Annotated in this window: 18 protein-coding genes; 12 read left to right on the forward strand and 6 right to left on the reverse strand. The window is 71.3% G+C overall.

Annotation, left to right across the window (positions count from 1 at the left end):
- Positions 1 to 39: 39 nt before the first annotated feature.
- The gene (locus tag ACIRJR_RS19110) at positions 40 to 1,386 is read right to left on the reverse strand and encodes a family 43 glycosylhydrolase (RefSeq protein WP_403781732.1); all 1,347 of its coding nucleotides are present in this window, start codon (positions 1,384 to 1,386) and stop codon (positions 40 to 42) included.
- Between the two features lie 391 nt (positions 1,387 to 1,777).
- Here ACIRJR_RS19110 and ACIRJR_RS19115 point away from each other — a divergent pair, with 391 nt between their 5' ends.
- From ACIRJR_RS19115 to ACIRJR_RS19125, 3 genes are all read left to right on the forward strand, one after another.
- The gene (locus ACIRJR_RS19115; protein ID WP_403781735.1) at positions 1,778 to 3,073 is read left to right on the forward strand and encodes a DUF692 domain-containing protein; all 1,296 of its coding nucleotides are present in this window, start codon (positions 1,778 to 1,780) and stop codon (positions 3,071 to 3,073) included.
- 5 nt (positions 3,074 to 3,078) lie between these two features.
- Complete coding sequence (locus ACIRJR_RS19120) at positions 3,079 to 4,101, forward strand: TIGR04222 domain-containing membrane protein (RefSeq protein WP_403781738.1); 1,023 nt, start codon at positions 3,079 to 3,081, stop codon at positions 4,099 to 4,101.
- Positions 4,102 to 4,218: 117 nt separating this feature from the next.
- Complete coding sequence (locus ACIRJR_RS19125) at positions 4,219 to 4,995, forward strand: TIGR04222 domain-containing membrane protein (protein WP_403781741.1); 777 nt, start codon at positions 4,219 to 4,221, stop codon at positions 4,993 to 4,995.
- 277 nt (positions 4,996 to 5,272) lie between these two features.
- Here ACIRJR_RS19125 and hemQ read toward each other — a convergent pair whose 3' ends face one another.
- Together hemQ and hemG are read right to left on the reverse strand one after the other, a co-directional pair.
- On the reverse strand, positions 5,273 to 5,986 hold the full coding sequence (hemQ, locus tag ACIRJR_RS19130) for a hydrogen peroxide-dependent heme synthase (protein WP_376376559.1): 714 nt from the start codon (positions 5,984 to 5,986) through the stop codon (positions 5,273 to 5,275).
- Positions 5,987 to 5,990: 4 nt separating this feature from the next.
- The gene (hemG, locus tag ACIRJR_RS19135) at positions 5,991 to 7,478 is read right to left on the reverse strand and encodes a protoporphyrinogen oxidase (RefSeq protein ID WP_403781744.1); all 1,488 of its coding nucleotides are present in this window, start codon (positions 7,476 to 7,478) and stop codon (positions 5,991 to 5,993) included.
- Positions 7,479 to 7,604: 126 nt separating this feature from the next.
- Between hemG and ACIRJR_RS19140 the strand changes: the two genes are divergently transcribed.
- Both ACIRJR_RS19140 and ACIRJR_RS19145 read left to right on the forward strand, forming a co-directional pair.
- Positions 7,605 to 8,585, forward strand: coding sequence for a DUF4349 domain-containing protein (locus ACIRJR_RS19140; RefSeq protein ID WP_403781747.1), 981 nt, complete (start codon positions 7,605 to 7,607; stop codon positions 8,583 to 8,585).
- A gap of 51 nt (positions 8,586 to 8,636) precedes the next feature.
- Positions 8,637 to 10,019, forward strand: a complete 1,383-nt coding sequence (locus ACIRJR_RS19145; protein ID WP_403781750.1) for an FAD-dependent oxidoreductase — start codon at positions 8,637 to 8,639, stop codon at positions 10,017 to 10,019.
- Positions 10,020 to 10,105: 86 nt separating this feature from the next.
- On the opposite strand, the gene hemE is transcribed toward ACIRJR_RS19145, so the two are convergent.
- Positions 10,106 to 11,215: a uroporphyrinogen decarboxylase gene (gene hemE, locus ACIRJR_RS19150; protein ID WP_403781753.1), complete on the reverse strand. Its 1,110-nt coding sequence runs from the start codon at positions 11,213 to 11,215 to the stop codon at positions 10,106 to 10,108.
- Positions 11,216 to 11,307: 92 nt separating this feature from the next.
- Here hemE and ACIRJR_RS19155 point away from each other — a divergent pair, with 92 nt between their 5' ends.
- From ACIRJR_RS19155 to ACIRJR_RS19185, 7 genes are all read left to right on the forward strand, one after another.
- Positions 11,308 to 11,967, forward strand: a complete 660-nt coding sequence (locus tag ACIRJR_RS19155) for a DUF3000 domain-containing protein (RefSeq protein ID WP_403781756.1) — start codon at positions 11,308 to 11,310, stop codon at positions 11,965 to 11,967.
- Between the two features lie 219 nt (positions 11,968 to 12,186).
- On the forward strand, positions 12,187 to 12,849 hold the full coding sequence (locus ACIRJR_RS19160; protein WP_033300087.1) for a response regulator transcription factor: 663 nt from the start codon (positions 12,187 to 12,189) through the stop codon (positions 12,847 to 12,849).
- Positions 12,850 to 13,058: 209 nt separating this feature from the next.
- Positions 13,059 to 14,333: an HRDC domain-containing protein gene (locus tag ACIRJR_RS19165; protein WP_403781759.1), complete on the forward strand. Its 1,275-nt coding sequence runs from the start codon at positions 13,059 to 13,061 to the stop codon at positions 14,331 to 14,333.
- A gap of 26 nt (positions 14,334 to 14,359) precedes the next feature.
- Positions 14,360 to 15,091, forward strand: coding sequence for a ferritin-like domain-containing protein (locus ACIRJR_RS19170; RefSeq protein ID WP_403781762.1), 732 nt, complete (start codon positions 14,360 to 14,362; stop codon positions 15,089 to 15,091).
- A 121-nt stretch (positions 15,092 to 15,212) separates the two neighbouring features.
- Positions 15,213 to 16,433, forward strand: a complete 1,221-nt coding sequence (locus ACIRJR_RS19175; RefSeq protein WP_403781765.1) for a thiolase family protein — start codon at positions 15,213 to 15,215, stop codon at positions 16,431 to 16,433.
- Complete coding sequence (locus ACIRJR_RS19180; RefSeq protein ID WP_403781768.1) at positions 16,430 to 18,562, forward strand: 3-hydroxyacyl-CoA dehydrogenase NAD-binding domain-containing protein; 2,133 nt, start codon at positions 16,430 to 16,432, stop codon at positions 18,560 to 18,562. Before ACIRJR_RS19175 ends, ACIRJR_RS19180 begins: the two co-directional genes overlap by 4 nt.
- A gap of 100 nt (positions 18,563 to 18,662) precedes the next feature.
- Positions 18,663 to 19,553, forward strand: a complete 891-nt coding sequence (locus tag ACIRJR_RS19185; protein WP_403781771.1) for an endonuclease/exonuclease/phosphatase family protein — start codon at positions 18,663 to 18,665, stop codon at positions 19,551 to 19,553.
- Here ACIRJR_RS19185 and ACIRJR_RS19190 read toward each other — a convergent pair whose 3' ends face one another.
- On the reverse strand, positions 19,554 to 21,050 hold the full coding sequence (locus ACIRJR_RS19190) for a hypothetical protein (RefSeq protein ID WP_403781774.1): 1,497 nt from the start codon (positions 21,048 to 21,050) through the stop codon (positions 19,554 to 19,556).
- On the reverse strand, positions 21,043 to 24,837 hold the full coding sequence (locus tag ACIRJR_RS19195; protein WP_403781777.1) for a CDP-glycerol glycerophosphotransferase family protein: 3,795 nt from the start codon (positions 24,835 to 24,837) through the stop codon (positions 21,043 to 21,045). The genes ACIRJR_RS19190 and ACIRJR_RS19195 overlap by 8 nt, the downstream gene beginning before the upstream one ends.
- Between the last annotated feature and the right edge of the window lie 243 nt (positions 24,838 to 25,080).

Genomic DNA, 25,080 nt, shown 5'->3' on the forward strand with positions numbered 1-25,080 from the left:
GGACACCGCCCGGTCGGCGTCCCCGGGCAGCGTGAAGGCTCAGTGGTCCCGGCGCCGGACGTACAGGCGGTTGCCCTTCGGGCCGGTCCACTCCACCCGTACGACTCCGGGTACGGCCGCGTCGGCGAGACGCGAGGGGTTCGACCAGTGGCCGAAGTTCGGGTTGCGGAAGAAGGTCGCCCACAGACCGCCCCCGGAATCCTGGAAGAAGTTGTTGTGGCCTGCGCCGACGCCTACGGTCCAGCGCTCGGAGTACGGGCCCTCGAAGGTGTCCGACACGGCGGCGACCGCGTCGTGCTGGTACTGGACACGACCGGTGCCGGGCGGATCGTAGGCCTGACGCGGGGTGCCGTCGGCGGCGACCGACGTCCGGTCCCAGGCGGCGTGGAGGAGGAAGTACTTCCCTCCGTGCTTGAACACGTACGCGCCTTCGAGATACGGCTCGGGCGTGTAGGGGGTCTGACGGAAGGAGGGGAGATCAGTCGTCGGGACGATGTCCTCCATGTCGTCACGGAACTTCGCGTACAGGTTGTTGTGCAGCACGAGCCAGGCGTCGCGCCCTTCGCTGTAGAGGCTGCCGTCGATGTGGTGGTAGGCGCCGGGCTCGATGAAGCTCGGCCCCCCGATGAACGGCTCCCCGAAGGGTTTCTCCAGGTTGCCCTCGACGAGCCGGTACGGGCCCTCCACCCCGCCCTCGCTCACCAGCATGAAGGAGCCCACCTTCGCGGAGTGGTCCCCCATGCACGCGACGATGTACCACTTCCCGCGGAAGCGGTGCAGCTCCGGGGCCCACGCCTGGCCGCGCTTGCCGAACCGCTCGTCGTACCAGTACTCCTGCCACGGGGCGACGACCGTGCGCCCGGGCCTGTTCTCGTCGGCGAACTCGGGCGACCACACCTTGCCCTTCTCCGCGCCCGGCCGGATCCCGGTGGTGTCGGCCAGCTTCCAGGGCCCCTTGAGCGAGCGGGCCGTCCAGACGAAGATGCCGTCGTTCCACGGGCCGGCCGCTTCCAGCCCGGGCACCCGGGTGGTACCCGTGGCGACGTAGAGCGGACGCCCGTCGACGTCGAAGCAGTTGACGTAGGTGTCCCGCATCCACACCACTCCGCGCTCCCTGTCGCGGGGGCGCAGCTCCAGCGGGAGGACGAAGGAGTTGTCGTCACGGGGCCACAGGTCCGGCCGGACGTCAGCGAGGCCGTAAGGCTCCGGGTCGGGCCAGTTCGCCGGGTGCCGCCGTCCGCCCCCACCCGCGGCCTGAGCACCCGGGACGGGAGCGGCGGACGCCGGGGCGGCGGCCACGGGCAGCGCGGCCGCCGCCCCCACTCCGGCAGCACGCGCCAGCAGGGACCGCCGGCCGGGACGCCATGTCTTCTCGGAGCTGGTCATCAGTCGGGTTCTCCTTCGTCGGTCCCGCTCCCGGCCCGGTCCTGGACCTGGCCCAGCGGGCCGGTATCGGCTCCGGCGGCTTCGGATCAGCGGGTGGAGGGCATGCCCATCAGCAGGGGAAGGGCATGTCGATCAGCATGCGAACGCCTGTTGATCTCCGTCAACGGGCCCAGGATTTAATCCGGGGCGTCCGGCCCGTCGGCATATCCGAGTGCTCCGCGTTTCCGCAGGTGAGCAGCGGCGCGATCGGCACCCGGGGAGCATCACGATCGGATAACGGGGCCTTTCGGGTGCCTCCGGGAACCTCAAATCCACCTCTGAACGTCCCCCCTTCCGGATTCAGCGGCGGCCGGCGGGGCCATGACCCCTCCACGAAACGGGGAGGGAACACATGAAGCTGGGAATCGGCATCGGCTGGCGGCCGGAGATCGCGGACGCCGTCGAGGCCCTGCCGGGAATCGACTGGGTCGAGGCGGTCGCGGAGAACCTCTGCGCGGACCACCTCCCCGAGTCCCTCGTGCGCCTCCGCGAGCGGGGCGTCACGGTCGTCCCCCACGGGGTCTCGCTGGGTCTGGGCGGGGCCGACCGGCCGGACCCCGGCCGCCTGGCCGGCCTCGCCGCGCGGGCCGGACTCCTGGGCGCGCCCCTGGTGACGGAGCACATCGCCTTCGTGCGCGCCGGGGGCCGACTCACCGCCTCGCCGGTGCTGGAGGCGGGACACCTGCTTCCGGTGCCCCGGACCTGGGACGCGCTGGACGTCCTGTGCGAGAACGTGCGGATCGCGCAGGACTCGCTGCCCGTCCCCCTGGCGCTGGAGAACATCGCCGCGCTGGTCTCCTGGCCGGGTGAGGAGCTGACCGAGGGCCAGTTCCTCGCGGAGCTGGTCGAGCGCACCGGTGTACGGCTGCTGATCGATGTCGCCAATCTGCACACCAACCACGTCAACCGCGGCGAGGACCCGGCGACCGCGCTGGACGAACTGCCGGTCGAGGCCGTCGCGTACGTGCATGTCGCGGGCGGCGTCGAGAAGGACGGCGTCTGGCACGACACGCACGCCCATCCCGTGACACGACCCGTCCTGGACGTCCTGAGCGAGCTCCGCTCCCGTGTGGACCCTCCGGGCGTCCTGCTGGAGCGGGACGACGACTTCCCACCGGCCGAGGAGCTGGCCGGTGAACTGTCCGCGATCCGCACCACGCTGACCGCTGCGGCGACCCGCCGGGAGACGGCCGGCCGGCGGCCCGTGTCCGGACCTCCGCGCCCGACGGGCCGTACCCCTGGGGCCCGCGACCGGACCGGCGTGGCGCAGACCGCGCTCCTCTCGTGCCTCGTGGCCGGTACGCCCGCGCCGGACGGCTTCGACCGCCGGCGCCTGGGGGTGCAGAGCAGGGCCCTGGCCGCGAAGCGGGCCGATGTCGTCGCCAGGGTCGCACCGGAGCTGCCCGAGATCCTCGGCGACGGCTACCGGAGGGAGTTCATCTCGTACGCCAGGAACCGGCCGATGTCCGCCGGTTACCGACGCGACGCCCTCGCCTTCGCGGAACTGCTGCTCGTCGAGGGCCGGCCCGCCGACGAGGCGGCCCGGCGACGGCTGACCCTCTGGTGGCAGGACCGGGCCGCCCCCCGTCCTCCGCGCCGCGCGACCCGCCTGGTCCGCTCCGCCCGTGCCGCCCTCCTCGGAAAGTGACCGCCATGAACACCCTCGCTCTGCTCCTGACCCTGGCCGTGGCCGTCTCCTGCGTTCTCCTGGCCGTCGGAACGCGCCGCGCCGGCCGGCGCGGCGGCGAGTCCGCCGGGTACGTGCTGGACCTCTCCGAAGTGGCCTTCCTCAGCGGCGGTCCGGCCAGGGTCGTGGACACCGCGCTCACCCGCATGCAGACGGACGGGCGGCTGACCGTCGGCGGACCCGGCATCGTCGCGCTGCAGCGGGCCGAGGCCCACGACCCGGTGGAGCGTGCCGTACTGGAGGAGCTGGCCGCGGCCCCGAGCGGGGCCCTCGCCGCCCTGCGGGAGGCCGTGATGCGGCATCCCGCGGTGCAGGAGATCGGCGACGGGCTGGCCGGGCGGGGGCTGCTCATCGCCCCGGGCGAGAGCCGGGCCCGCCGCCGGTGGGGGCTCGCCGTGGGAATCGGATCCCTTGTGGCCCTCCCGGTGAGCATCCCCCTGACCGTCGCGCAGTACGTCCTGCTCGACGAGTACGCGCATGTCCCGGTCCCCTTCGTGGTGAAGGTGCTGCCCGCGATCGTCGCCGGGAGCGTGGTCGGACTGTCCAGCGCGGCAGCGGCCAAGGCGCGTATCACCAAGAGGGGGCGCCAGGTCGCCGACGGCTTCCGGACCGCCAACGCCCATGTGACCGACCCCGCCCATCTGGTGGCCACCCAGGGCCTGCGCGCACTGCCCGACCCGGTGCTGCAGGGGCAGTTGGCCGATGCGGCCCGGCAACGGCCCGCCCGGTACTCCTCGTCGGCCTCCACGGCCTCGCCGGCGGCGGCGACCGGCTTCGTGCCGGTGGTCTGGTGCGCGAGCGCGGGCCCCGGCGGGGGAGGCTGCGGAGGCTCCAGCGGCGGGGGCGGCGACTCCGGGCCGGGCTCCACCTGCAGCTCGGGGTCGAGCTGCGGCAGCGGCGGAGGATCGAGCTGCAGCAGCGGGTCCAGTTGCGGCGGCAGCAGTGGGTCGAGCTGCGGAGGCGGTTCGAGCTGCGGCAGCAGTTCATGAGCGAACGACGTCGGGAAGGGGCGGGATTCAGCCACCCATGACTGCGCGTGACCGGGATTCGTCCGTATCGTGAACACGGTGTGGCGCTCCTGAGCCTTTCTCGCATAGAACTCGGCCATGCTCTGGGTCCTGCTTCTTCTGGTCGCGTGGGGTGCGGCCGCCGTCTCCTGCATCCGGCTGTGTCTCGTCACGGCGGGTGCGGCCCAGCGGCCCACCGTCGCCGCACGAACGGCCGCATCCCCCGAACTCAACCTGTACGAGACGGCGTTCCTGGCCGGCGGACCCCAGCGGGTCGCCGATCTGGCGCTGGTCTCCATGCATCTGCGGCGCCGGCTGCTGCTCGCCCACACGGGCTGGGCGACGGTCGTCGACCCGGAGGGGCGTGACGAGGTCGAGCGCACGGTGATCCGCGCGATCGGCCCGGAGGGGCAGTCCCGCATAGCCCCGATACGGGCAGCGGCCGCGGCGGCCGACGCCGTACGCTCCCTCGCCGACCGCCTGGTCGCGGCGGGACTCGCCGTCCCGCACGGGACCCGGACGAGTCTGGAGTCGGCGGTACGCGCGGTGCGGGGCGCGGCGGTGCTGGTGGTGGCCCTGGCCGCCGCCGCGATGCTGATGCCCGGTCAGGAGACGGGATACGCGGGGCCGGTCGCCGCCTGGTTCGGACTGCCGCTCGTGCTGACGCTCGGCTGCCTGGCCATCGCGAGGGTGGAGAACCACCCGTACAGCCCCTGGGCCTCTCCGACCGGGCAGCACTGGCTGGACTCCCTGCCGGCCCCCGTGCGCGGCGCTGACCGCGATCTCCTGGCCGCGGTGGCGGTACGGGGTGTGAGCGCCCTGGAGGACCCGGGACTGAGGGCGGCTCTGCTGGGCGGGGCCCGGACCGGGGTCTGACCCGCCGGACACCACGAGGGCCGCCCCCGACTGCGTCGGGGGCGGCCCTCGTGGTGTCCTATCCAGTTGTTCGGCCCGGGACACATCGGCCGGACCCGGCGAGGAGCGGCGGTCCGCGGAGAGGAATGGCTGACTCCCCCGCGGGCCACGACGGTTCGCCGGCCTTCGGCCGATGTGTGCCCGGCACCGGACCCGGTGTCGCTGGAACGACGGGCGGCGTCACACGCGCCGTTGCCCGCCAACTGATCTTCCGGGTCGGGATGACCGGAAACGCTGGCTATGCGAGTCCGGCCACCAAGTCTGCGACAGCCTTCCTGCGCCCCGTGTAGAACGGGACCTCTTCCCGCACGTGCAGCCGCGCCTCGGACGCCCGCAGGTGACGCATGAGGTCGACGATGCGGTACAGCTCGTCGGCCTCGAACGCGAGGACCCACTCGTAGTCGCCCAGCGAGAAGGAGGCGACCGTGTTGGCGCGCACGTCGGGGTAGCCGCGGGCCATCTTGCCGTGGTCCGCGAGCATGCGGCGGCGGTCCTCGTCGGGGAGCAGGTACCAGTCGTAGCTGCGCACGAAGGGGTACACGCTGATGTAGTCGCGCGGCGTCTCGTCGGCCAGGAAGGCCGGCACGTGGGACTTGTTGAACTCGGCCGGGCGGTGCAGCGCCATGTTCGACCAGACCGGCTCGAGCGCGCGGCCCAGCTTCGTGCGCCGGAAGAGGTTGTACGCCTCCTGGAGCTCGTCGGAGGTCTCGGCGTGCCACCAGATCATCAGATCCGCGTCGGCCCGCAGACCGGACACGTCGTAGGTGCCGCGGACCGTGATGTCCTTGGCCCCCAGCTGGTCGAACAGCTCCTGGACCTCGTCGGCGTAACCGGCGCGGTCGACGGGCAGGACGTCCTTCAGCCTGAAGACGGACCACAGGGTGTAGCGGATGACCTCGTTGAGGTCCTTGGCCTTCTTGCCTGCGTTCGGAAGCTTCTCTGGCGCACTCATACGGCTATTGTCCCGCCTCGCTCCGCGTGCTCCGAACCCGGGTCGGCGTGTTGTCGATCTCCCCCGCGCCCGCGGCCGTGAGGTCGCGGACGATGTCGTCCGCGGCCCGGTGCGCGCTCGCCACGCAGGCGGGGATCCCGACCCCGTCGTACACCGCTCCGCACACCCGCAGTCCGGGCAGCTTGGCGACCTCGTCGCGGATCCGGGCGACCCGGGTGAGGTGGCCCACGGGGTACTGGGGCAGCCCGCCGATCCACCGGGTGACCTCGGTGTCCACGGGCCGGGCCGCCAGCCCGGTCGCGGACGCGAGGTCCGCCAGGGAGGCGGCGACGAGCTCGGAGTCCTCACGGTGCAGGTGCTCCTCCTCGCCGTAGCGGCCGACGGAGGTGCGCAGCACGAAGAGGTCGGGGGCGGCGTCGGCGACCCACTGCCACTTGTTGCTGGAGAAGGTGGCGGCCTTGATGGTGCGCCCGTCGACGGGCGGCACGAGGAATCCGGACCGCCCCCGGAGCGCCTCGGTCCCCTCGGTGTCCGAACGCCGGAAGGCCATGGTGACCAGGGCCATCGAGGCGTACTCGACGGCGGCGAGCTCGACCGACGCGGCCGGGCACTCGGCGGCCAGCAGGGTGGACGCCGACCAGGCGGGGGTGGCCAGGACGACGGCGTCGGCGGCGATCACCCGGGTGTCGGTGCGCACGTCCCAGCCGTCCGCGGTCCGGGTCAGGCCGAGCACCGGCGTCTCCAGGAGGATCTCGCCGCCCCCCTCCCGTACCGCGTCGGCCACGGCGCCCGGCAGGGTACCGATGCCGCCCTCGATGCCCTGGAAGACGGGTCCGGTCTGCTGCCGGGCGGCGGCCCTCTCCTGGATGCGGAGCACGCCGTCGAGGAGCGGGCCGCCCTCCTTCACCGCTTCGAAGAGCTGCGGGACGGCCGCGCGCATCGAGATCCGGTAGGCGTCGCCCGCGTAGACCCCGCCGAGCAGCGGCTCCACGAGCCGGTCGACGACCTCGCGGCCGAGCCGGTCGGCGACGTAACCGCCGACCGCGACGTCGTCGCCGACGGCGGTCGGGGTGAGGTCGCGCTCCTCGGCGATCCTGGCCAGGCCCTCGGGCGAGAGGAGCCCGCTGAGCGCCGAAGGATCTCCGGGCACGCCCATCACGTGGCCCTTGGGCATGGGGCGCAGGGCGTCACGGGTCCAGACCGACGCGGTGGCGGTGGCCGGCGGCCGGAGCCGGCCGCCGAGCCCGGCCCCGGTGGCCAGGTCGACCGCTTCGGGCCGTCGCGCGAGCATCGACTCCGCGCCGAGGTCGACCTGGGTGCCCGCGATCTCGCCGGTCATCAGCTTGCCGCCGAGCCGCCCGGTCGCCTCCAGGACGGTGACCCGGAGGCCCGAGTCCAGCAGCCGGCGGGCGGCGGCGAGTCCGGCGATGCCACCGCCGATGACGACGGCGTGGCCCGTACGTGTGGTGTCGCGCTGAAGAGGACGCTGCATGGGTCCACTCTCTCAAATCCCGTCCGAGTCCCGAACGTGACCGGTTCGAAACCGCTGACCGGCAACCCGCGAAGGGTCCCGTACGTCGAACCGGCACCATCGACAACGGCCCTGGGGGGACGCGTTATGCCATACGGACGCCACACGGACAGTCATCCGCCCACCCGCGCCGGCCGCCGGCGCCCACGCGCGCTGGCAGCCGCCGGACTGCTCGTCACACTTCTGGCCACCGGTGCCTGCGGCGCCTCGTCCGACGGCGGCGACCAGGGCGGACTGAATTCGGCGGCGGACCAGAAGGCGGCCGCACCCGCCGGCGGGGGTGCCGGCGCGAAGGGCGCGGAGAGGTCCGGTGCCGGGACCTCCTCGGCGCCGAAGCCTGGCTCCGCGGTCGCGGTCCACGTCATCCGCACGGCCACGCTCGGCATCGAGGTGAAGAGCGTGCCGAAGGCGGTGGCCGCCGCCCGCGCCACCACGGAGGGGGCGGGCGGGCTCGTCGCCGAGGAGAACACGGAGCGGGTCGACGACACCCACGAGGTCTCCCACCTCGTCCTGCGGGTGCCGCAGGACGTGTACGCCGAGGTGCTGCGCGACCTCGCGGGGACCGGGAAGCTGCTGTCCCGCACGTCGAACGCGAAGGACGTCACGGGCCAGGTCGTCGACGTCGAGAGCCGGATCGCCACCCAGCGGGCGAGCGTCACCCGGGTCCGCGAGCTGATGGACAAGGCCGAGAAGCTCACCGACGTGGTGGCCCTGGAGGGCGAACTCAGCAGCCGTCAGGCCGATCTGGAATCACTTCTCGCCCAGCAGAAGTCCCTGAGGGACCGCACCTCGCTGGCGACGATCACCCTCGAGCTCAACGAACCGGAGGCGGAGGCGGACGGCTCCGAGGAGGACGGCACCGGCTTCCTCGACGCCCTGCGCGGCGGCTGGGACGCGTTCGTGACCGTGCTGCGGTGGATCACGGTGGCGATCGGCGCCGCGGCACCGTTCCTCGCCGCCGCGGCCGTCCTGGCGCTCCTGTGGCGGCTGGTGCGCGGCCGCCTGCCACGGCGCGGCACGACGCCGGAGGAGGTCACGGGGCCCTCACAGGCCCCACCGGCCCCGTAGGCGCCGTAGCGTGGGCCCCTGACCGGCACACAGCGGCGAAGGGACCCGGCAATGGCGGCGGAGCGACTGGTGGTCGTCGGAGGCGACGCGGCGGGCATGTCCGCCGCGTCGCAGGCCCGCAGGCTCAAGGGGCCCGACGAGATGAGCATCGTCGCCTTCGAGCGCGGCGACTTCACGTCGTACTCCGCCTGCGGCATCCCGTACTGGGTGAGCGGCGACGTCGACGGCCCCGACGCCCTCATCGCCCGTACACCCGAGGAGCACCGCTCCCGCGCCATCGATCTGCGCACCCGGACCGAGGTGACGGAGATCGACGTCGCGGGGCACCGGGTACGGGTTCTGGACCGGGACAGCGGTGAGACGTACTGGACGGCCTTCGACAAGCTGGTCATCGCGACGGGTGCCCGGCCCGTGCGCCCCGCTCTGCCCGGGATCGACGCTCCGGGCGTCCACGGGGTGCAGACCCTGGGCGACGGACAGGCGCTCCTGGACTCGCTGGACCGGGCCACGGGGCGCCGGGCGGTCGTCGTCGGCGCGGGCTACATCGGTGTCGAGATGGCCGAGGCGATGCTGAAGCGCGGCTTCGAGGTGACCGTGCTCAACCGCGGGGCGCAGCCGATGGCGACGCTCGATCCGGACATGGGACGGATGGTCCACGACGCGATGGACGGGCTGGGCATCACCACGGTCAACGGCGCCACCGTCACCCGGGTCGACACCGGCGACGACGGCAGGGTCACCGCGGTCGCCACCGAGGACGACACCTACCCGGCGGACATCGTCGTGCTCGGTATCGGCGTCGAACCGGAGACGGCACTGGCCCGGGAGGCCGGTCTCCCGCTGGGCCCGCACGGCGGCCTCCTGACGGACCTGGCGATGCGGGTCGTGGGGCAGGAGGACATCTGGGCGGGCGGGGACTGCGTCGAGGTCCTGGACCTCGTCGCCGGCCGCACGCGGCACATCGCGCTCGGCACCCATGCCAACAAGCACGGCCAGATCATCGGGGCCAACGTCGGCGGCGGCTACGGCACGTTCCCCGGCGTGGTCGGTACGGCGGTGAGCAAGGTCTGCGACCTGGAGATCGCCAGGACCGGGCTGCGCGAGAAGGACGCCCGCGCGGCCGGCCTGCGCTACGTCACGGTGACGATCGAGTCGACGGGCCGCGCCGGCTACTACCCGGGGGCGAAGCCCATGACGGTGAAGATGCTCGCGGAGTACCGGACCGGCCGGCTACTCGGCGTCCAGATCGTCGGCCGCGAAGGGGCGGCGAAGCGCGTGGACGTCGCGGCGGTGGCACTCACCACCGGAATGACGGTGGAGGCCATGACCGCCCTCGACCTCGGCTACGCCCCGCCCTTCTCCCCGGTCTGGGATCCGGTCCTGGTGGCCGCCCGCAAGGCCGTTTCGGCGGTGCGGGCGGGCCTGCGGGACTAGGACCTCTCGTCCGGACCGTGCCGGGCCCGCGTGCCCCGGCACCGGACCACGCTCCCCGGTCCGGCCTGATCCCGAACCGGACGACCCTAGTGGGCCGTCTGCTGGTGGACGTACTCGACGAGGCGCGTGAGGGCGTCCGGGTCGGTGGTGGGCATGACGCCGTGGCCGAGGTTGAAGATGTGGCCCTCGAGGCCGGCGGCGGCGTCGAGCACGTCGCGGGTCTTCGCCTCCACCGCCTCGGTCGGCGCGAAGAGCACCGCCGGGTCGAGGTTGCCCTGGAGCGCCTTGCCGGGTCCGACCCGGCGGGCACCCTCGTCCATCGGCACGCGCCAGTCCACACCGACGACGTCCGCGCCGGCCTCGCCCATCAGGCCGAGGAGCTCGCCGGTGCCGACGCCGAAGTGGATGCGCGGGACGCCGTAGGACGCGACTGCGTCGAAGACCTTCGCGGAGGCCGGCATCACGGAGCGGCGGTAGTCGGACGGGGCGAGGGCGCCGACCCAGGAGTCGAAGAGCTGGACCGCTGACGCGCCGGCCTCGATCTGGACCTGGAGGAAGGCGCCGGTGATCTCCGCGAGCCGGTCGAGCAGGTCGGCCCAGAGCTCCGGCTCGCCGTACATCATGGCCTTGGTGCGCTCGTGGTTGCGGGACGGGCCGCCCTCCACGAGATAACTCGCGAGGGTGAACGGCGCACCGGCGAATCCGATCAGGGGCGTGGCGCCGAGCTCGGCGGTGAGCATCCCGATGGCCTCGGTGACGTAGGGGACGTCCTCGGGCGTGAGGTCGCGCAGCCGGGCCAGGTCGGCGCGGGTGCGGACCGGCTCGGCGATCACCGGGCCGACGCCCGGCTTGATGTCGAGGTCGATGCCGATGGCCTTGAGGGGGACGACGATGTCGCTGAAGTAGATCGCGGCGTCGACCTTGTGACGGCGTACGGGCTGCAGCGTGATCTCGGTGACCAGCTCCGGCATCATGCAGGAGTCGAGCATCGCGATGCCCTCGCGGACCTTCAGGTACTCGGGCAGCGAGCGGCCCGCCTGACGCATGAACCAGACCGGGGTGTGCGGCACCGGCTCGCGGCGGCAGGCCTTGAGGAAGGCCGAGTCATGGGTGGCGGGGGTCGTCCGCAGGCCCGAGGACGGGCCCTCCCCTGATCGGACGGAGCTGAGCTCTTGGGGAAGGTCGTTGGCACTCACGCACAGAATCTTCGCACGGAGCGGCAACGAGGCGGACGTCGCGTGGGTGTCCCTCCCCGCACGGGGCTCCGGTTCCGCCTACTCTTCCCCGCATGGCTCCGGCTCAGGGACAATTTTCCGATCATTCCGATGGCACTGACAGCGAGGAGAGTGCGGAGGGCGAATCAGTCCCGCAGGCGTTCCGGTCGGCGGTGGAAGCGCTGCGTTCCGCCCGCCTCCGTCCCGAACTGGAGGTCGAGTCCACGCGGCCGCCGAAGCGGCTCGCCCCGCACGCGTACGCCATTGAGGCCGCCGTGGTGGACGGCGAGGACGATCTCGCCGACGGCCGCCTGGTCCTCCTGCACGACCCGGCGGGGCACGACGCCTGGCAGGGCACCTTCCGCCTGGTGACGCTCGTACGGGCCGAACTCGAACCGGAGATGGCGGCCGACCCGCTGCTGCCCGAGGTGTGCTGGTCCTGGCTCACGGGGGCACTGGACGCCCGGGGGCTCTCCTACGGGGAAGCCGGCGGGACGGTGACGCGCGCGGGCTCGCACTACTTCGGCGCGCTGTCCGAGCGCCGCCCGGCGACGCAGATCGAGATCCGGGCCTCGTGGACGCCGCGCGAGGGGCGCGGCGGGGTCCCGGACATGGGCGCGCACCTGGTCGCCTGGGGAGACCTGCTCTGCCAGCTCGCCGGGCTGCCGCCGTCGGACACGGCCGACGCGACGGTGGTGAGCCTGCCCCAGCGGCGTGGGCCCCAGGTCTCCTGACGCTGCGTCACCTCGGGAGGGAGCCGGTCGCACAGGGGCCGGCTCTCTTTTCGTACAATCGATCGCGCGTCCTATTTGCCCGAATTGTTACTCACTAAATCGTGATCTTCCTCTAAAGGAGGACGCGCCTGCTGCCGAAGAGGTCAATGACCCTTCAAGCACGGTTCGCCCCGGCTTCATCCCCGAGCCGGCCCGTCCCGCCACTCCCCAGGAGGCCTGGTGTCCGTTCTCCTCGAGCAGCCCGCAAGCCTGGTCGCCTACCGCCCGAACAAGCCGACGGCCATGGTCGTCGTGGCCGACCCGCGCGTCCGTTCCACCGTGACCCGCCATCTGTGGGCCCTCGGAGTTCGTGACGTCATCGAGGCGTCGTCCATCGCGGAGGCCCGCCCCCGCGTCGGCAACCCGCGCGACATCTGCGTTGCCGACGTCCACCTGCCCGACGGTTCCGGGCTGACCCTGCTGTCCGAGACCCGAGCCGCCGGCTGGCCGAACGGCCTCGCCCTCTCCGCCGCCGACGACATCGGCGCCGTACGCAACGCCCTCGCGGGCGGAGTGAAGGGCTATGTCGTCACCGGCACCCGAACCAACATCGGCCACCCCACCCGCCCCGGCGTCGCCCCGATCGGCGCCAACGCCGCCCGTATGCACCGCAGGCCTCCCGGTTCCCCGAGCCACCCGGGCGGCTACCGCGAACTCTCCGGCCGTGAGGTGGAGGTGCTCCGCCTGGTCGCCGAAGGCCAGTCCAACAAGGCCATCGGCGTCTCGATGGGCCTCTCCGCACTCACCGTGAAGAGCCACCTCGCCCGCATCGCCCGCAAGCTCGGCACCGGAGACCGCGCCGGAATGGTCGCCGTGGCCCTGCGGACGGGCATCATCCACTGACCCCCCAGGCCTCTCGTCCGGATCATGCTGGGCTCGCGGGCCCAGGAGCCTGACCCAGCCAGGTCCAGCCCTGATCCAGCCTGATCCAGACGACAGGCCTGGCATGCCGGCACCTGCGCGGACGCGTTACCGGCCGGTTTACGCGCATGGTCGCCCGTCGACGAACATTCCGTCGACGGGCGACGCGCATACACAGATACCCTTGGCATGTGACCGACGCCCAAGAGACCGCAGAAGACACATCACTGCGAACCACCGGGGGCGCTCCCCCGGACGACGTCGCCCCGGCGCCGATCCCCTTGCTGGAGCCGCGCGAGGGCATCCCCCCGGTGGTGGCGGACGACGACGCGCTGGCCCGGGTGATCGCGGACTTCGCCGCGGGCACCGGCCCCGTCGCCGTCGACGCCGAGCGCGCCTCGGGCTACCGCTACGGCCAGCGCGCCTACCTCGTGCAGCTGCGCCGCGAGGGTGCCGGGAGTGCGCTGATCGACCCGGTCGGCTGCCCCGACCTGTCAGGTCTCGGCCAGGCCCTCACCGGCACCGAGTGGATCCTGCACGCCGCCACCCAGGACCTGCCGTGCCTCCGCGACATAGGCATGACCCCGACCTCGCTCTTCGACACGGAGCTCGCCGGACGGCTGGCGGGATTCCCCCGTGTCGGCCTGGGCGCCATAGTGGAGAACGTCCTCGGCTACGCCCTGGAGAAGGGCCACTCCGCGGTCGACTGGTCCACCCGCCCCCTGCCCGACCCCTGGCTCCGCTACGCCGCGCTCGACGTCGAGCTGCTGGTGGACCTGCGCGACGCCCTGGAGGAGGAGCTGGACCGGCAGGGCAAGCTGGAGTGGGCGCTGGAGGAGTTCGCCGCGATCGCCTCGGCCCCGCCCGCTCCCCCGCGCAAGGACCCGTGGCGCCGGACCTCCGGCATGCACAAGGTGCGCCGCCGCCGCCAGATCGCGGTCGTACGGGAGCTGTGGACCGCCCGCGACCAGGTGGCGCAGCGGCGCGACATCTCGCCCGGCAAGGTGCTCGGTGACGCCGCGATCATCGAGGCGGCCCTGGCACTGCCCGTGAACGTACAGGCGCTCTCCGCGCTTCCCGGCTTCGGGCACCGCATGGGGCGCCGTCAGCTGGAGCAGTGGCAGGCCGCCGTCGACCGGGCCAAGGAGTTGCCCGAGTCGGAGCTGCCGCAGCCCGGCCAGCAGCCGGCCGGCCCTCCGCCGCCGCGCTCCTGGGCCGACAAGGACCCGGCCGCCGCGGCCCGGCTGTCGGCGGCCCGCACCGCGGTGTCGGAGCTCGCCGAGCGGCTGCACATGCCGCAGGAGAATCTGATCACCCCCGACACCGTGCGCCGGGTCTGCTGGGAGCCGCCCAAGGTCCTGAGCCCTGACACGGTCGAGGCCGCCCTCGCCGGTCACGGCGCGCGCCACTGGCAGATCGGACAGGTCGGCCCCCTGCTGCTGAGGGCCCTGGACACGAGCGCCTGACCGCACGCGAACGCCCGGGGGGGCAGATGGCAGCCGGCCTGTTCGACGCCTGGACACGGACCTTCGAGGACGAGCGGGAGCGCCGGGCACGGCGGGGGGATCCGCGGTGGGCGCTGGGCGCCCGGCTGCATCCGTCGGTCCGGCGCAGCGTCCAGCGCTTCCAGGTCGGCGAGGACGGGGACGGCGCCTCTCTGATCGCCAAGGCGGACGGCGCCGGGGACCCGGCGTACGCGTCGGCGGTCCGCCTGTTCGTCGACGAGGAGCGAAATCACGCCAGGTTGCTCGCGCTGCTCCTGGCCGCGGGCGGGGCGTCCACGCTCCGTACGCACTGGAGCGACCGGGTCTTCGTGGCACTGCGCAGACTCCTCGGTCTGCGGCTCGAGCTGCTGGTCCTGATGATCGCGGAGGTGGTCGCGCTGCGTTACTACCGGGCCCTGCGCGACGGTACGGACGACGCGCTCACCCGTGAGGTGGCCGGGAGGATACTCGCCGACGAGGAACGGCACGTGCCGTTCCACTGCGCCCGCCTGCGCCAGGCCTTCGGCCCGCTCCCCCGCCCCGTGAGCGCTCTGGCCGTGCTCGGCTGGCGGACGGCCCTGGGTGCCGTCGCCCTGGTCGTCGCGTGGGACCACGGTCCGGCGCTGCGACATCTGGGGGTGGGAAGGCGCGCGTTCGCCGCCGGGGTGGTCCGCTCCTCGCACCCGATCGCCGCGGACATGGTGCGCGAGGGGGCCGCACGGGCAGTGTGTGACATGTGACCTTCGCCGCTCCGCCCACAGGGGGTGGGCAGTCTGGTTACCCGCAAGTAGCATGTGGGGGGCGGCGCGCTCCTGGCGCGCCCCGCAGCAGTGCCATCCCGCACCCTGGAGGAGAGCCACCGTGCCTCGTACCATCCGGGACGTCGTCTTCGTCGACGGCGTCCGCACCCCGTTCGGCAAAGCGGGCCCGAAGGGCATCTACCACGAGACCCGCGCCGACGATCTCGTCGTGAAGGCCATCCGGGAGCTGCTGCGCCGCAACCCGGACCTGGACCCCGCGAAGATCGACGAGGTCGCCATCGCAGCGACCACCCAGATCGGCGACCAGGGCCTCACCCTCGGACGTACCGCCGGAATCCTGGCCGGTCTGCCGCAGTCGGTGCCCGGTTACTCCATCGACCGCATGTGTGCGGGCGCCCTGACCGCCGTCACCGCGACGGCCGGTTCCATCGCCTTCGGCGCGTACGACGTCGTCATCGCCGGCGGTGTCGAGCACATGGGCCGCCACCCGATGGGCGAGAGCGTGGACCCGAACCCGCGCCTCGTGTCGGAGAAGCTGGTCGACGAGTCCGCCCTCTTCATGGGCATGACCGCGGAGAACCTGCACGACAGGTACCCCTCGATCACCAAGCAGCGCGCCGACGAGTACGCGGTCCGCTCACAGGAGAAGGCCGCCAAGGCGTACGCCAACGGCAAGATCCAGCAGGACCTGGTGCCGGTCTCCGTGCGCCGCACCAACGCGGAGGCCGGGGAGACGGGCTGGGGCCTGGTCACCGCCGACGAGCCGATGCGCCCGGGCACCACCATGGAGTCGCTGGCCGGTCTCAAGACCCCGTTCCGCGCCCACGGCCGCGTGACGGCCGGTAACGCCGCGGGTCTCAACGACGGCGCCACCGCCTCGCTCCTCGCCTCCGAGGAGACCGCCCGCGAGCTGGGCCTCCCGGTCAGGATGCGCCTCGTGTCGTACGCCTTCGCGGGCGTCGAGCCCGAGGTCATGGGCTACGGCCCGATCCCGGCGACGGAGAAGGCCCTGGCCAAGGCCGGCCTCTCCATCGAGGACATCGGCCTCTTCGAGATCAACGAGGCCTTCGCGGTGCAGGTGCTCGCCTTCCTGGAGCACTACGGCATCGCCGACGACGACCAGCGCGTCAACCAGTACGGCGGCGCGATCGCCTACGGTCACCCGCTCGCCTCCTCCGGCGTCCGCCTGATGACTCAGCTGGCCCGCCAGTTCGAGGAGCACCCGGAGGTCCGCTACGGCCTGACGACCATGTGCGTCGGCTTCGGCATGGGCGCGACGGTCGTCTGGGAGAACCCGAATTTCGACGGAGGCAACAAGTGAGCACCACCACCACTGAGCTTCTGAAGGGTGCGGCCGAGCTGTTCCCCGGCGAGGTCGTCACGCAGGCGCACGTACGCCACCTCGACCTGCCGGGTGGCGCGGGGCGCTTCGCGCTCATCACGCTGGACAACGGCTTCGACCACACCAAGCCGACCACCATCGGCCCGCAGTCGCTGGCGAACCTGGACGCCGCCGTCGACCAGGTCGAGAAGGAGGCGGCCGAGGGCACGATCGTCGGCGTCGGTGTCACCGGCAAGCCGTTCATCTTCGCGGTGGGCGCGGACCTCAAGGGCGTCGAGCTCCTCAAGGACCACAAGGACGCGCTGGCCATCGGCAAGGGCGGCCACGACGTCTTCCGCCGCCTGTCCGGCCTCGCGGTCCCGACCTTCGCGTACTACAACGGCGCGGCCATGGGCGGCGGTGTGGAGATCGGTCTGCACTGCTCCTACCGCACCGTCTCCAGCGCGCTGCCCGCGTTCTCGCTGCCCGAGGTCTTCCTCGGCCTGGTCCCCGGCTGGGGCGGCTGCGCGCTGCTCCCCAACCTGATCGGCGCCGACCGCGCCGTCTCGGTGATCATCGAGAACTCGCTCAACCAGAACCGTCAGCTCAAGGGCAAGCAGGTCTTCGAGCTCGGGATCGCCGACGCGATCTTCGAGGGCGCGGACTTCCTGGAGCAGTCGCTGATCTGGACCGCGTCCGTCCTCAAGGGCGAGATCGCGGTCGAGCGTCCCGAGGTCGACCGCGGTGACGCCTGGGACCAGGCCGTCGCGCGCGGCAAGGCCGTCGCCGACTCCAAGGTGCACGGGGCGGCCCCTGCCGCGTACCGCGCGCTGGAGATCATCGCCGCGGCCAAGAGCGGCGACCTGGGCGCCGGCTTCGACGCCGAGGACCAGGCCCTCGCGGACCTGATCATGGGCGGCGAGCTGCGCTCCGGGATCTACTCCTTCAACCTGGTCCAGAAGCGCGCCAAGCGCCCGGCCGGCGCCCCGGACAAGGCCCTGGCCCGTCCGGTCACCAAGGTCGGCGTCGTGGGCGCGGGCCTGATGGCCAGCCAGCTCGCGCTGCTCTTCCTGCGCCGCCTCGAGGTCCCGGTCGTCCTCACGGACATCGACCAGGAGCGCGTCGACAAGGGTGTGGGCTATGTCCAGGCCGAGATCGACAAGCTGCTCGGCAAGGGCCGCATCAACCAGGACAAGGCCAACCGCCTGAAGGCCCTGGTCTCCGGTGTGCTGGACAAGGCGGAGGGCTTCTCCGACGCCGACTTCATCATCGAGGCAGTCTTCGAGGAGATCGGCGTCAAGCAGCAGGTGTTCGCGGAGGTCGAGGCGGTCGCCCCGGCGCACGCGATCCTCGCCACCAACACCTCGTCCCTCTCGGTGACCGAGATGGCGTCGAAGCTGAAGAACCCCGAGCGGGTCGTCGGCTTCCACTTCTTCAACCCGGTCGCGATCCTCCCGCTCCTGGAGATCGTCCGCGGCGAGCAGACCGACGACGCCTCGCTGGCCACGGCCTTCGGTGTCGCCCGCAAGCTGAAGAAGACCGCGGTGCTGGTGAAGGACGCCCCGGCGTTCGTCGTCAACCGCATCCTCACCCGCTTCATGGGCGAGATCCAGAACATCATCGACGAGGGCACCCCGGTCGAGACGGCGGAGAAGGCCATCGAGCCGCTCGGCCTGCCGATGTCCCCGCTGGTGCTGCTGGAGCTGGTCGGCCCGGCCATCGGCCTGCACGTCTCCGAGACCCTGAACCGCGCGTTCCCGGACCGCTTCACGGTCTCCGAGAACCTCGCGGCGGTCGTCAAGGCCGGCAAGCGCGGCTTCTACGTCTACGACTCCGGTAAGCCGGAGCTGGACCCCGAGGTCGCCGCGCTCCTCAAGCAGGGCGACACCGTCCTGACGGAGGAGCAGGTCCGTGACCGCGTCCTGGACGCGGTGGCGCAGGAGATCGGCCTGATGCTCGCCGAGGGCGTCGTCGCCGAGCCCCAGGACGTCGACCTCTGCCTGATCACGGGCGCCGGCTGGCCCTTCCACCTGGGCGGCATCACGCCGTACCTGGACCGCGAGGGCGTCTCGCAGCGGGTGAACGGCAAGCCGTTCCTCGCCCAGGGCGTGGCGAGCGTCCCGGCGTAACGCCTTCCGCTCGGCCGCGGGCCGCACAGGTGGCGACTCCTGTGCGGCCCGCGCTCGTTCCCGGGCGCCGGGGCGCGAACGGTGCTTATAGGGTGAGCAGGTGATTCACAGCCGACGGCGACGTCGTTTCGTACGCCGGGCCGTCGTCTGCGCCACCGTGGTGTGTCTGGCCGTGCTCGCGACGCCCCTGTCGCGCGACGGCGGGAGTTCCGTGGCAGGCACCTCCGGGCGGCTGAGGATCGCGACCTGGAACCTGTGCGGCGTCGAGCAGTGGGGTTGCCGGAACACGGGAACGCACCGGGAGAAGATCGCGGTGATCGAGGACCTGGCGGCGACGGGCGGTGTCAGGGCGTTCATGCTGCAGGAGGTCTGCACCACGGATCTCGACGACGCGATGGCCGCGCTGGGCGGGGGGTGGCACAGCGCCTTCCGCGCCTACGCCCACCGCGACGGCCGTGGGCGCCTCACGCCGGTCTTCTGCACCGGCGGGGCCCGGGGCCGGGCGGGCTTCGCCCTCCTCTCCTCCTCCCCCCTGTCCGAGGTCGCGCGCGTTCCCTCTCCGCAGCCCTCGGTGGGCCTGCAGCGGGGAATCCTGTGTGCTTCGCTGGCCTCTCGTCGGGTCCGGATCTGCAACGCGCATCTCAGCGTCGTGGGGGCTGACGACGCGCATCCCTCCTGGGAGTACCGCGACGACCAGCTGAAGGCCCTGTTCTCCGCCGCGGACCCGCGTACCGTGACCGGCGGCGACTTCAACAGCTCGCCCCCGTCCGCGTCCAACAGGACGTACCGCTGGATCTGGCCTCGCACCGCCTACGGCCGCTACCAGGAGTGCGATCAGAGAACATCCGCCTCACGGACGGGCAGGGCGACGCACCGCTCCGGCGTCAAACTCGACTACCTGTTCACCCAGCTCGACACGCTGGGGTGCTCGGTCCGCCGCACCCGTGCGTCCGACCACTCCGCGCTGGTGATGACGGTGGGCACTCGATGATCACTGGAAGTAGCCGAGCGGTGCCTGTGCCCGCGGGGATTCAGCGGCAGTGACCACGTGGAAGGACGCGCCGCTGCCCCGGGAAGCGGCGCCGTCGGCGTCGACGGCGTAGCAGTCCACGGTGTGCGGCCCCGGAAGCCAGGACCATCCCGGGCTCCACGACCAGCTGCCGTCCGCCGCCACCGGCACGGACCCCAGGGAGACCCCGCCCTCCGCGAACGTCACGTGCGGTGCGTTCTCGGCGTAGCCGGCGACACCGACCTCGGCGCCGGTGACCTGCTGCCCGGGTGCCGGGTACGAGATCGTGGGAGGAGCGGGAGCCGTTCCCTCCTGGGACGGATTCCGCTCCTCGGTCCCGAAGGACACGGAGTCGCGTGCGGTGACCGTGAAGGCGATCTCGGCCCTCGGGGAGTGGAATCCGTGGGCGTCCACCGCGAACATGCGGATGGTGTGGTCCCCCTTGGACCAGGCGCGGTCCCGGGTCCAGGACCAGCTGCCGTCCGGGGCGACCGGGGGGGAGCCCACGTATTTCCCCTTCTCCCAGAAGCTGAGCCGGACGGCTCCCGGAGCCGTGCCCGCGAACCGGACGTTCGCGTCGGGCACGCGCTCGCCGGCCGACGGCGAGAGGACCACCGGCGCGGAGAAGGACTCCCGTACCTGGGACGTCGACTTGAGGTAGGAGTCGATGCCGGACCTGTCCACGTCCGGTTGCTCGTGGCCGTTGGTCACGAAGCCGATGCGCGGGGCGATCCCGTCCACGAGGAGATTGAGGAGTCCCATCAGCGCCGGGACGTTGCGCCTGGTCACCGTCGTGTGGTCGGTGATGAAGGGTGAGTCGCTGTAGACGAAGTTGAAGTTCTCGTAGTTCTTGAAGAGCGGCAGGAACGGCTCCACCTGCACGCTGTAGTTCTCGTCCTGCGGTGAGGACAGCAGGTAGAGGTTGGCGCGGGGGTTGGCCCCGGCCTGCACGAGATCGGGGATCACACGGTCGAGGACCTGGACCTTCTCGTCCGTGACCTGCCCTCCCATCATGAAGTCGGCGATCGCCGGACGCTTCTGGACGGAGGTCCCGACGCGGAACATCGGGACGACGGACACGATGTTCCGGAAGCCGTACTTCAGACCGAAGTACAGGGCGGCGCTGCCTCCCTTCGATCCGCCCCACATGGTGCACTGGTCAGGGGTCAGGCCCAGAGAGTGCATCACGTTGGATATCAGCGTGACGACGGACCTCTCCAGCTCGAAGTCCATGTCCTTGCACAGGTAGTAGCTGTTCTGGCCGTCGAACGTGTCCCGGACCCAGAGAATGTTGGCGCGGACGTTGTCGAGGACTCCGTTGGACCACCCGTAGTCGTCCGGTGCGGAGAAGTTGGCGAAGACCACGACGAGGTGCCGGTTGCCGCTCTTGGCGTGGCTGAACCGGTAGTGGACCGGATAGGCGCCGGATGTGTCTATACCCGTGAGGACGGGACGGCTGGAGGTCGCTGTCTTAGACATGGAGGGAGTCCGTCCTCACGGCGCGCGGGAATTCGGTCGGGTGCGGTGCGGCCGGTCCCGTGTCCGTCCTCACCGACGGGTATGCCGGGTGGCCGGCGAATTCCCGGGGCTCCCGCACCGCGTGGAGCGAGGGCCGCGGGGAAGGCACGGCGGCGTGCCCGGCCGGGTCCGTGTCCCCTCCCGCACCGAGGATGTGCTCGGTGAGGCGGGCCGCCGCGTAACCGTCGTCCAGGTCGCAGAACTCCGACTGGAACCAGGCGTACCGGGCGGCGTAGCCCTCCTGGATGCGATCGATGTCCTCGATGGCGGAGAGGAGCTCCGCGGATTCGAACAGAAGCGGCCCGGGGGCGCTCTGCTCGAAATCGAAGTAGAACCCGCGAAGGGTGTCGCGGTAGTGGTCCAGGTCGTAGGTGAAGAAGAGGATCGGCCGCCCGGTGTTCACGAAGTCGAACATCAGGGACGAGTAGTCCGTGATCATCACATCGGTGATCAGCGAGAGATCCGCCATGTCCGGGTAGTCCGACACGTCGAAGACGAAGCCGTCGCCGGCCCCCGGGACCGGATCCACCACGTTGGGGTGGCGGCGCACCATCAGGACGTGGTCGGCGGCGAGCCGGGCGCGCGCGTCCTCGAGGTCGATCCTGAAGTCGAACTTGTACTTGCCGGGGGCGTAGAACTGGTCGTCGCGCCACGTCGGCGCGTACATGATGACGCGCTTGCCGGGCGGCAGACCGATGCGCCGGCGGATCTCCTGCGCGCGGCCCTCCGTCCCGGGGCGGCGGAGGATGTCGTTGCGGGGGTACCCGCACTCGACCATCTCACCGGGGAACTGGAAGGCCCTCTGCAGGATCGGCGTCGAGAAGCTGTTCGGTGAGACCAGCATGTCCCAGTTCTGCACCTCCTTCGCGACGCGTTCCAGGTAACGCTGGTCGGCGAAGTGCACCGCCTCGATGTCGTGACCGATCTTCTTGAGCGGAGTGCCGTGCCAGGTCTGCACCACCACCTGGCCCTCGCGCTTCTCGAACCAGTCGGGCAGGTGGTTGTTCGCGACGACGTAGCGGGACGTGGCCAGGGCCTCGTACCACTCCCGCGACCACATGCGCACCGGGGTCGCGGTGGGCGGCACCTGGACCTGGTCGTCACGCACGACCCAGAGGTGGTCGAGGGCGACCCCGCGGCGGACCATCTCCTCGTGGACGGCGCGCGGGCTGTCGGAGTACTGCGTCCCCTTGAAGGCGTCGAACAGCACGGCGGGCCGGATCGGCTCACGGCGGGCCATGGGGTAGTGCTTGGTGCGCAGCAGCTTCTGCCGGTACGGCCCCCTGGCGTCCTCGGCCATGGCGGACCGGACGAGCAGGGAGAGCCTGTCGTAGGCCTCGGCCTGGAGTTCGTACCCCCTGCCGTTCTCCTCCATCTCCTGCGGGAGCGTGCTGATGAGGCTCTGCTCGACCTTCGTCATGAGGTCGGCCTTGCGCCGGTCGGGGGCGACCTCCGAAGGGTCCTCGCGGCGCAGGAAGAAGTCCCAGCGCCCGGCGGCCAGCGCGATGTCGCCCGCGAGTGTCGCCATCGACGCGGGGGTGAGCACGACCCGGAAACTGTTCCCGGCCCACTCCATCGGCACGGCTCGTTCGGCACCGTGCGCGCGCGACCTGACCACGATGTGTGCGCTGGCGCGCTCGCGGGCGCTCAGCAGGTCGGCGCAGGAGTAGCGGCCGATGAGCTCCAGCGAGCCGTCCTCGCGCCAGCAGTGGTCGGTCAGCAGGGGCAGCGCGGCGCGCTCGAAGAGCACCATGTAGCCGGAGCCGTTGCCGTGGACGACGATCTCGCGGTCCCCGTCCTCCGTCTGGAGGCCGCTCGGCATGCGGTAGTGACCGTCGGCGGTCTCCTCGGCCATCACCGGGTACAGGGGCGCCTTCCGGCCCTCCACGTGCACCGTGGTCTTCCAGCCGTTGCTGCCCATCGTCCACGCCTGCGGGACGGATTCACCGGTCGCCCTGGACCCGGGTACGAGCTTGTCCAGCGGGACCCGGGCGACGAAGGTGCACCAGCCGTCACCGCCGGGCTGGAAGGACAACCACGCTTCGTGCCGTCCCGCGCCGTTCATGCTGACCACGCGGAGCTTGCCCCACTCGGGCGTCCTGGGGCCGAGAAGGACCCCGCCGATCTCGAGGTGCCCTCCTGTGACGCGGTGCCTCGTGACACGGCACCGGACGCGTTCGACCCGGATCTTGAGCCCGCCCTGGACGAACAGGGGCACGATCCGTGTGTTCTTGTCGACATAGCGGCAGGGCGGGTTGGCCGCCGAGCCGGCCCCGCCCCTGCCGATGCTCTTGTACCGGAACAGGCCGCGGCTGAACACGCCGGCCGCGACGTCCCAGGTGCCTTCGACCCATTCGCCCTTCTTCTTGAGGCGAGTGGTGTCGAACCGGGTCTCGAAGCCGGCCCAGTCGTAGCAGTACCGGTTCTGGTTCGAATACTCGGTGGCCTGCGGGTAGTACGTCGTCCTGGCCAGGTTGACGAGGGTGCTGCCGGACTTCTTGTTGCGCAGGGCGAGCATCTTCATGGACATGTGCCGCTTGTGCACGTTGATGAACCGGACGTAGGCGGAACCCGTCAGGGTCAGCCACTCGGCGTCCCACCGGGCGCCGGTGAGTGAGCTGAAGGGCGAGAGCTCCTTGTCGAGCCGGTAGTCGCGCTTGTAGAGGCCCGTCTTGCGGTTCCCCAGGTGCGGATAGTTCAGGTAGCGGCGGAACCGTCTGCGGACCGGCAGCGGCCCGCCCTTCCGCTCGAACTCCAGGACGTCGAGGAGCTCGTCGAGCCGGCCCTGGTGGACGAGGAGCCACTTCACGCGCGCGTCCGCGGGAAGCTCCTCGATGATGTCGTCGTCGGCCTCGCTCAGGAAGTCCTGGGCCGCGTACATGAACGCGTCCCGGTACTCGTCGTCGGCGTCGGGGAGGACCTTGAGGTGGAGCATGAGGTCCGACTTCAGGCACGCGAGGTCGTACTTGCGCTTGTGGTCCCTGAAGGAGCGCGCGCGGTGCTGCCCGAGGAACCGGCTCACGGACTGGACGGCCGCCACCCGGTCCTGGAGGTTGCTGAGCTCGGTGTGCCGCTGCGTGATGGAGGGCGCGGCGCCGCCGTCCCTCCTTCGCCAGAAGTAGACGATGTCGCTGATGACATCGACCTTCGCGGCCTTGAAATGGGCGAACATGTTGACCCAGGAGTCCTCGTAGAGAACCCCTTCCGGGAACTGGATGAAGTGGTAGTCCCAGAAGCTGCGGCGGAAGACCTTGTTCCAGACCGTGCGGTCGTAGATCAGCGCCTCGAAGCGGGTGATGTGCGTGCCCTTACGGTCCCGCTGCATCGGCCCTTTGTGCAGCGGGGACTGCCACTTCGTCGTGGAGTTCATCATCTGCACGTTCCCGGAGACGAAATCCGAGCCGGACTCGGACACCGTACGGATGAGCAGCTCGTACGCGTACTCGGGGATGACGTCGTCGCCGTCGGCGAACACCAGGAACTCGCCCTCGGAATGCATCTCGCGGAGCCCGGTGTTGCGGGCGTGCCCCGGCCCGTTCGCCTCCTGGCGTATCAGCCGGAAGCGAGGATCGTCGGCGCAGAACCCCTCGGCTATCGCGGTCGACGAGTCCGTCGACCCGTCGTCGACCATGATCACTTCGAAATCGCGGAAGGTCTGCCGCGCGATGGACTCCAGGCACTCCGTGAGGTACGTCTCGACGTCCTGGAACGGGACGATGACGCTCAGACGGGGCCCATCGGCCATCATGCACACTCCAGTTCGAGGCAGGAGAGATCGCCCTGCGCCACTACCGACTTTCCACGTTCCGCGCACTGCCCGCCGAGTCGTCATCGACCCGAAGTCGGGCACCCCCGTCGATTGCTCGCGGTTCAGCTCTCGAACTGTCGCTTCAGATGGGAATCTTAAGTGAACATTAAAAGATGTCAATGCGCAGATTGCGTGCACACTCGTGCACGGCTATCGACATCCGGGCGTGATGCACGCCATACT

Source organism: Streptomyces sp. NPDC102402 (assembly GCF_044765765.1).
Lineage (GTDB): Bacteria > Actinomycetota > Actinomycetes > Streptomycetales > Streptomycetaceae > Streptomyces.